Source organism: Frankia sp. CoWAU3, from assembly GCF_977971855.1.
The window spans coordinates 1-6,911 of sequence record NZ_CDWWXB010000190.1 but is presented as its reverse complement, the minus strand read 5'-3'; the positions used below and the strand labels follow the sequence as shown (position 1 = coordinate 6,911).

Genomic DNA, 6,911 nt, shown 5'->3' with positions numbered 1-6,911 from the left:
CAGGAAGATGTCCTTGTTCGAGTAGATCGAATGGACCATCAGCTGCAGAAGCTGACGCGCCTCGGCCTGAAACTCCAGCGTCTCGACCCGGGTGCTCACGGGGCTCCTCCATGCGGACACGAGCAGACTGCACGACGGCTACCCGGTCCCGCGCGTGACGGCCAGCGCCCGGCGACGCCTCGGGCACGCAGCGGAACGGGCAGCCCACATCATATCGGGCGTCCGCGAACCTCCGCCGACGGACCAGCCGGTGGGCGGCCCGATGCTAGGAGCGTGTCTCAGTAACGACGCGACGAGAGCTTCCGGTACGCGAACGCGCCTGGCGGTTGTCAGGGGCTCCCTGACAACCCAGGGTGTCAGGGAGCCCCTGACATCCTGGGAGTGCGCTATGAGGGTCTGTTGCGTTGGGGGAAGGCGGGGCATGGTTGACCCTGCCGAACGGGTGATCAGATCGCGAGGGTGAGCTCGGTGAACGCGGCTGTCAGCCGTGCGTGCGGGTCGGTGTCGATCCCGAGTTCGTAGTGGCCGCGGCGGATGTTCTGGACGAAGGCATGCCCTGCGCTGATCGTCTGGGCGGAGCGCAGCCGTTTCAGTCCGCGCATCGGGCGGAGCCCGGCTTTCAACCGGCTGTGATCGGATTCGATCCGGTTGTTCTCCCGCGCGGCATCCACGTGACAGGCTTCGGGTACCAGCTTGTCGAGGATCCGCGGGTAAACGGCGGCCTTGTCGGTGGTGACCTCGACCGGCCGGCGGCCGTGAGACAGCGCCGCGGTGAAGAACCGGCGTGCCGCAGCCTGGTCGCGCCGTGCGCTGGCGAGGACGTCGATGACCTGCCCGTGCTGGTCAACCGCCCTGTACAGGTACGTCCACCGGCCGGCGACCTTGACATACGTCTCGTCGACGAACCACCTGTCCCCGGGCAGGTGCCGGCACGGCCGGGCCGCCTCCACCAGCAAGGGCGTGAAGCGCTGCACCCACCGGTAGACCGTGACGTGGTCGACCTCGGGGCCGCGTTCGGCGAGCAGCTCCTCGACGTCCCGGTAGGACAGGGCGTACCGCAGGTACCAGCGGACAGCGAGGACAATCACCTCAGGTGGGAACCGAAACCCCGCGAACTCCGATGTCGGGACCGGTGGACAGGCACGCCGTCGACGCATCACACGATCATGACCGATCGACAGCCGCGGGACAGCAGACTCCGCCGATGCAACAGAGCCGGCGCGCTCGCGCGGCACGTGGTTGGTCACGGCGCAGGGCGCGCCTCATCGCGTCGCTGCGTTCTCGGGTATGTCGACGGGTCCACCATTGATCTCAACGAATTGTCTTTGGAGGATCAACGCGCTTAGGGGCTGTTGTGCCGCGTGCCTCTCCGGTGGCTCTGGGTGGCGGGGTTAGACTCCGACCGGCGGGCCGTTGTGGGCGAGAGGGGACTGGGATGCCGACGGATTCTTTTGTTCACCTCCATGTGCACACTGAGTATTCGATGCTGGACGGTGCGGCGAAAACGGGCCTGCTTTTCAAGGAAGCGGCGAAGCTGGGGATGCCGGCCGTCGGGATGACCGACCACGGTAACATGTTCGGTGCCTACGAATTTTATCAGGGTGCGAAGTCCGCCGGTGTCAAGCCGGTCATTGGGATCGAGGCGTACCTGGCGCCCGAGTCGCGCCACCACAAGCGGCCTGTCCTGTGGGGGGAACGCTCGCAGCGCGACGTCGACCCTGCGGGTGAGGGCGGTGACGTGTCCGGTGGCGGCGCCTACACCCACATGACGATGCTCGCAGCCAACGCCGCCGGGCTGCGCAACCTGTTCCGGCTGTCGTCGATCGCGTCGATCGAGGGCTACTACCGCAAGCCGCGGATGGACCACGAGCTGGTCTCCCAGTACTCCGAAGGGATCATCGCGACCACGGGCTGTCCGTCAGGTGAGGTGCAGACCCGGCTTCGTCTGGGCCAGTTCGACAAGGCGCTCGCGGCAGCGGCCACCTACCAGGAGGTCTTCGGCGCGGACAACTTCTTCCTGGAGTTGATGGATCACGGTTTGCCGATCGAGCGCAGCGTCCGCCAGGGGCTGCTCGACATCGGCAAGCGGCTGGGACTCCGCCCGTTGGCCACGAACGACTCGCACTATGTGACCGAGGACCAGGCGGGCAGCCACGAGGTGCTGCTGTGCGTCGGCACCGGTAAAAAACTCGACGATCCGACCCGTTTCAAATTCGACGGATCGGGATATTATCTCAAGTCTTCGGAGGAAATGCGCAACTTGTGGGACAGTGAGGTCCCCGGGGCCTGCGACAGCTCTCTGCTTATCGCCGAGCGCGTCGAGTCCTACGACGATGTTTTCAAGTTTGTGGACCGGATGCCGCGCTACCCTGTCCCCGCGGGTGAGACGCAGCTGTCCTGGCTGCGCAAGGAAATCGACCGCGGACTGACGTGGCGCTTCCCTGCGGGCGTGCCCGCCGATGTGGTCGAGCGCGTCGACTACGAGGTCGGCGTGATCGACAAGATGGGTTTCCCGGCTTACTTCCTGGTCGTCGCCGACATCTGCAAGTTCGCGAGAGATCGGGGCATCGGGCTGGGTCCGGGGCGTGGATCGGCGACCGGGTCGATGATCGCCTACATCCTGGGTATAACCGAGCTGAACCCGATCAAGCACGCGCTGATCTTCGAGCGGTTCCTCAACCCGGAGCGGATCAGCCCGCCGGATATCGACCTGGACTTCGACGAACGTCGACGCGGTGAGGTGATCCGCTACATCACCGAGCAGTACGGCGAGGACCGCGTCGCGCAGATCAACACCTTCGGCACCATCAAGGCCAAGGCCGCGATCAAGGACTCGTGCCGGGTGCTGGGTTACGACTACGCCCTCGGTGACAAGATCTCAAAGGCGATGCCGCCGGATGTGATGGGCCAGGGCATCCCGCTGGCCGGGATCTTCGACCCGAACCATGAGCGGTACGGTGAGGCCGCCGAGGTCCGGGCCCAGTACGAGACCGACACCAAGGTTCGGAAGGTCATCGACACCGCGCGGGGGCTGGAGGGGCTCACCCGCGGCACTGGTGTCCACGCCGCCGGGGTCATCCTGTGCTCGGAGCCGCTGCTGGATGTCCTGCCGATCCATCGCCGGGACAACGACGGCGCGATCATCACCGGCTTCCCGTTTCCTCAGTGCGAGGAGATGGGCCTGCTCAAGATGGACTGCCTCGGGCTGCGGAACCTCACCGTCATCGGTGACGCGATCGAAGCCGTCAAGCGCAACCGCGGCGTCGACATCGACCTGTCCACCCTCCCGTTGGAGGACGCCAAGACGTACGAGCTGCTGGCCCGCGGGGACACGCTCGGGGTGTTCCAGCTCGACGGCGGGCCGATGCGGAACCTGCTGCGCCTGATGGCACCGACGAAGTTCGGCGACATCGCCGCCGTGCTCGCGCTCTACCGGCCCGGACCGATGGCGGCCAACAGCCACATCGAGTACGCAGACCGCAAGAACGGCCGCAAGGAGATCCTCCCGATCCATCCCGAGCTCGCCGAGGCGCTGGAGCCCATCCTCGGCGAGACCTACCATCTGGTGGTCTACCAGGAGCAGGTCATGGCCATCGCCCGGGAGCTGGCCGGCTACAGCCTTGGCGGCGCCGACCTGCTGCGCCGCGCGATGGGTAAGAAGAAGAAGGAGATCCTGGACAAGGAGTTCGCTCGGTTCTCCGCCGGGATGAAGGAGAGGGGCTACACCGACGCGGCGGTCCAGGCGCTGTGGGACGTACTCGTCCCGTTCTCCGGCTACGGGTTCAACAAGTCCCACACCGCCGGGTACGGCGTCGTGTCGTTCTGGACGGCCTACCTCAAGGCCAACTACCCGGCCGAGTTCATGGCGGCGCTGCTGACGTCCGTCGGTGACGACAAGGACAAGATGGCGGTGTACCTGGCGGAGACCCGCCGGATGGGTATCCAGGTCCTGCCCCCCGACGTCAACGAGTCGGACCTGCGGTTCGGTGCGGTCGGGGACTCGATCCGCTTCGGCCTGGGGGCCGTCCGTAATGTTGGGGAGAACGTCGTCGCCTCGATAGCCGCGGCCCGGCGGAGGAAGGGCGCGTATGAGTCGTTCGCCGACTTCCTGCAGAAGGTCGACATCGGGGTGTGCAACAAGCGCACCATCGACTCGCTGATCAAGGCCGGGGCGTTCGACTCGCTGGGCCATCACCGCCGGGTGCTGGTCAACGTGCACGAGAACGCGATCGACGCGGTGATCATCACGAAGCGGGCCGAGGCCATCGGCCAGTTCGACCTGTTCGGCGACGGGGGCGCCGGCAAGGAGGAGGAGAGCCCGGCGCTAGGACTCGACCTGGACCTGTCCGGCCCCGAATGGCCGAAGAAGGAGCTGCTGGCCCAGGAACGCGACATGCTCGGCCTGTACGTGTCCTCGCATCCGCTGGAGGGTGCCGAGCGGGCGCTGGATCGCCACCGCGACACCCGGATCGTCGACCTCGCCGAGGCCAGCGACGGGACGACCGTACAGATCGCCGGTATCATCAGCAAGATCGATAAGCGGATCAACAAGAACACCGCCAAAGCGTGGGCGATCGTGACCGTCGAGGATCTCGACGCCTCCGTCGAGGTGGTGTTCTTCCCCCAGTCCTACGAGGTCCATTCGTACGCGCTCGTGACCGACGCGGTCATCTCGGTGCGGGGCAGGATCAACGAGCGGGAGGGGTCGGTCTCGCTGTTCGCCCAGGACCTGACGGTGGTCGATGTCGCGACGCACGTGAACGGACCGCTGGTCGTCATCACTCTGCCGTCACACAAGATCACACCACCGCTGGTCGATGACCTCAAACTCGTCCTGACGACCCATCCCGGGACAACTCCGGTGCACCTGCGTCTCGAAGGCCCGCAGAACACGCATCTGCTCCTGCTCGAACTCCAGGTGCAGGCGAGTAGTTCGCTGCTCGGGGACCTCAAGGCCCTGCTGGGTGCCCGAGCGGTCACCGTATGAGCGACCCGTCGCCGGAGGCGGGACAGCCTGCCGAGGTTGTGGGGTGCCAGAAGTCGGCTTGGGCCCGTGAGCTGGGCTGACGCGCTGACGCGGTGGAGCGGGCTGCCGGCATGATGGTCAGCTGTGTCCATCCGCCTGCTCTATCTGGTCTTCGTGCGGGTGTGTGGCTGGCTGGTTCGGCGCTGTTGCGTTACGGGGAAGCTGGGCATGCCAGCGGCCGGTGTGGCTGCCTGTTAGACGGCGGCGGCGGCGGCGAGCTCAGCGAACGCGGCTGCCAGCCTCATCTGCCGGTTGCTGTCGATCCCGAGTTCGTAGTGGCCGCGGCGGATGTTCTGGACCAAGGCGCGTGCGGAATGACCGGGCGCCGGTGACACGCATCGGCGTGTGGAAACTGACAGTGTCGCGGACGGTGAACGCGTGCAGCTCGGCGAATACCTGACGCAGGTGCTCCACCGCACGCAGCCCGCCCGCATGACCGCCGTAGGAGACGAAACCCACGGGCTTCGCCTGCCACTCGGTGTATTTCGCGGATCTGCAGGATCCGCTCTCGCGCCGGGTAGGTGCCCGGAACGGCTCTGTTGCATCGGCGGAGTCCGCTGTCCGGAGGCCGCCGATCAGTCATGATCGAGTGATGCGTCGACGTCGCGTCCGTCCACCGGTTCCGACAATCGACGTCCTCGCCAGCACCTGCCGCGACCAGCCCGCTGCCCGCGGTTTCTTCACCCGCGCGCTGACACATGGTCGGCGACCGGCCGAGGTCACGACCGACAAGGCCTCGGTCTACCCGAGGATTCTCGACGAGCTGCTGCCCGAGGCCTGCCACGTCGACGCCCCTCGGGAGAACAACCGGATCGAAGCCGACCATGGCCGGTTGAAAGCACGGCTCCGGCCGATGCGCGGGCTGAAACGCCTCCGGTCGGTCCAGACGATCAGTTCCGGGCATGCTCTGGTCCAGAACATCCGCCGCGGCCACTACGAACTCGGGATCGACAGCAACCGGCAGATGAGGCTGGCAGCCGCGTTCGCTGAGCTCGCCGCCGCCGTCTGACAGGCAGCCACACCGGCCGCTGGCATGCTCAGCTTCCCCGTAACGCAACAGTGCCTGGCGATCGTCCGTAAGCGACGGCGTCGATGAACGGCCCAGCAGGTTGTCGAGTCCGCTGGCCAGTCGTGGCCGCGTCAGGTAGGCCGCTGTCCGCTGTGCAGGAGGCTCGCGGCGGGTCAGGGGGCGCCGACCGAGGCGATGGTGTCCTGGTAGACGTACCGGACCTTGCCCCGGGGGCGTACAACGTTCGCCTTGGCGAGTGCGTCCCAAGCGCGACGGACGTGCTTGTCGCGGGCCAGGCCGAGCGTCTGACCGTACACGTCGACGATGCGGGGAAGGAGTGGGACTGGGTGTTTCTCGGAGGCGAGCAGACGGAGGTTGTTCGAGATCTCGGCCACCCACTCCCGCCCCAGTCTCTCTGCTTCATCTGCGGCCTGCTGCTCGGGCGACGGGAGGAGCTCGTCGAGGGTGAGTTGCCCCTGTCGCCGGTCTTCATCCTCGGCGAGCTCCTCGCCTCGGCAGGCTGCCCTCCAGTCGGCATTGGCCCCGGAAGCGGCCTCGTTGAACTTCCAGGTCGCGACCGGGCGTTGGTAAAACAGCACCAGGATGAACAGCGGAAGGTGGTGCGGCTTCCGGCGGATCGGAACGCAGAAGGCGCCATGCCCGGTCTGCGCCCGGACTTTCTTGCGGAACTCGTCAACGACGGCGAGGGCGTCCTGGCTCGCGGTGAGAGTCGACCCGCCACCTCGAGAGTCGAGGTAGATCTCGCGCCACCAGTCGCCTCCGAAGAAGCGATCAAGACGTGTGAGGGCTGCCTCCTGGTCAGGGTTACGTGCCTTGTTCGTGAGGAGCCCACCCCGTCGCTGGACGAGCTCGACA

Annotated in this window: 3 protein-coding genes and 3 pseudogenes; 2 read left to right on the top strand and 4 right to left on the bottom strand. The window is 66.5% G+C overall.

Going from position 1 to position 6,911, the window contains the following annotated elements:
- Positions 1-446: 446 nt before the first annotated feature.
- A complete protein-coding gene (locus AC08ON_RS14830) occupies positions 447-1,157 on the bottom strand; it encodes an IS6 family transposase (protein WP_476608118.1) in 711 nt (236 codons plus the stop codon).
- 278 nt (positions 1,158-1,435) lie between these two features.
- Between AC08ON_RS14830 and dnaE the strand changes: the two genes are divergently transcribed.
- Positions 1,436-4,987, top strand: a complete 3,552-nt coding sequence (gene dnaE, locus AC08ON_RS14825; protein WP_476608117.1) for a DNA polymerase III subunit alpha — start codon at positions 1,436-1,438, stop codon at positions 4,985-4,987.
- Between the two features lie 233 nt (positions 4,988-5,220).
- On the opposite strand, the pseudogene AC08ON_RS14820 reads toward dnaE, so the two are convergent.
- Together AC08ON_RS14820 and AC08ON_RS14815 are read right to left on the bottom strand one after the other, a co-directional pair.
- Positions 5,221-5,340: pseudogene (locus AC08ON_RS14820) on the bottom strand (IS6 family transposase); the annotation flags it as partial.
- A gap of 31 nt (positions 5,341-5,371) precedes the next feature.
- Positions 5,372-5,506, bottom strand: a pseudogene (locus tag AC08ON_RS14815) (NADPH-dependent FMN reductase); the annotation flags it as partial.
- 148 nt (positions 5,507-5,654) lie between these two features.
- Between AC08ON_RS14815 and AC08ON_RS14810 the strand changes: the two are divergent.
- Positions 5,655-6,035: pseudogene (locus tag AC08ON_RS14810) on the top strand (DDE-type integrase/transposase/recombinase); the annotation flags it as partial.
- A 173-nt stretch (positions 6,036-6,208) separates the two neighbouring features.
- On the opposite strand, the gene AC08ON_RS14805 reads toward AC08ON_RS14810, so the two are convergent.
- The coding region (locus AC08ON_RS14805) for a hypothetical protein (protein ID WP_476617171.1) at positions 6,209-6,911 on the bottom strand (703 nt) is incomplete at its 5' end.

Bases quoted from the DNA above. Each gene is read 5' to 3' on its own strand.
- dnaE (WP_476608117.1), top strand. From the start codon at position 1,436: ATGCCGACGGATTCTTTTGTTCACCTCCATGTGCACACTGAGTATTCG.
- AC08ON_RS14830 (WP_476608118.1), bottom strand. From the start codon at position 1,157: ATGCGTCGACGGCGTGCCTGTCCACCGGTCCCGACATCGGAGTTCGCG.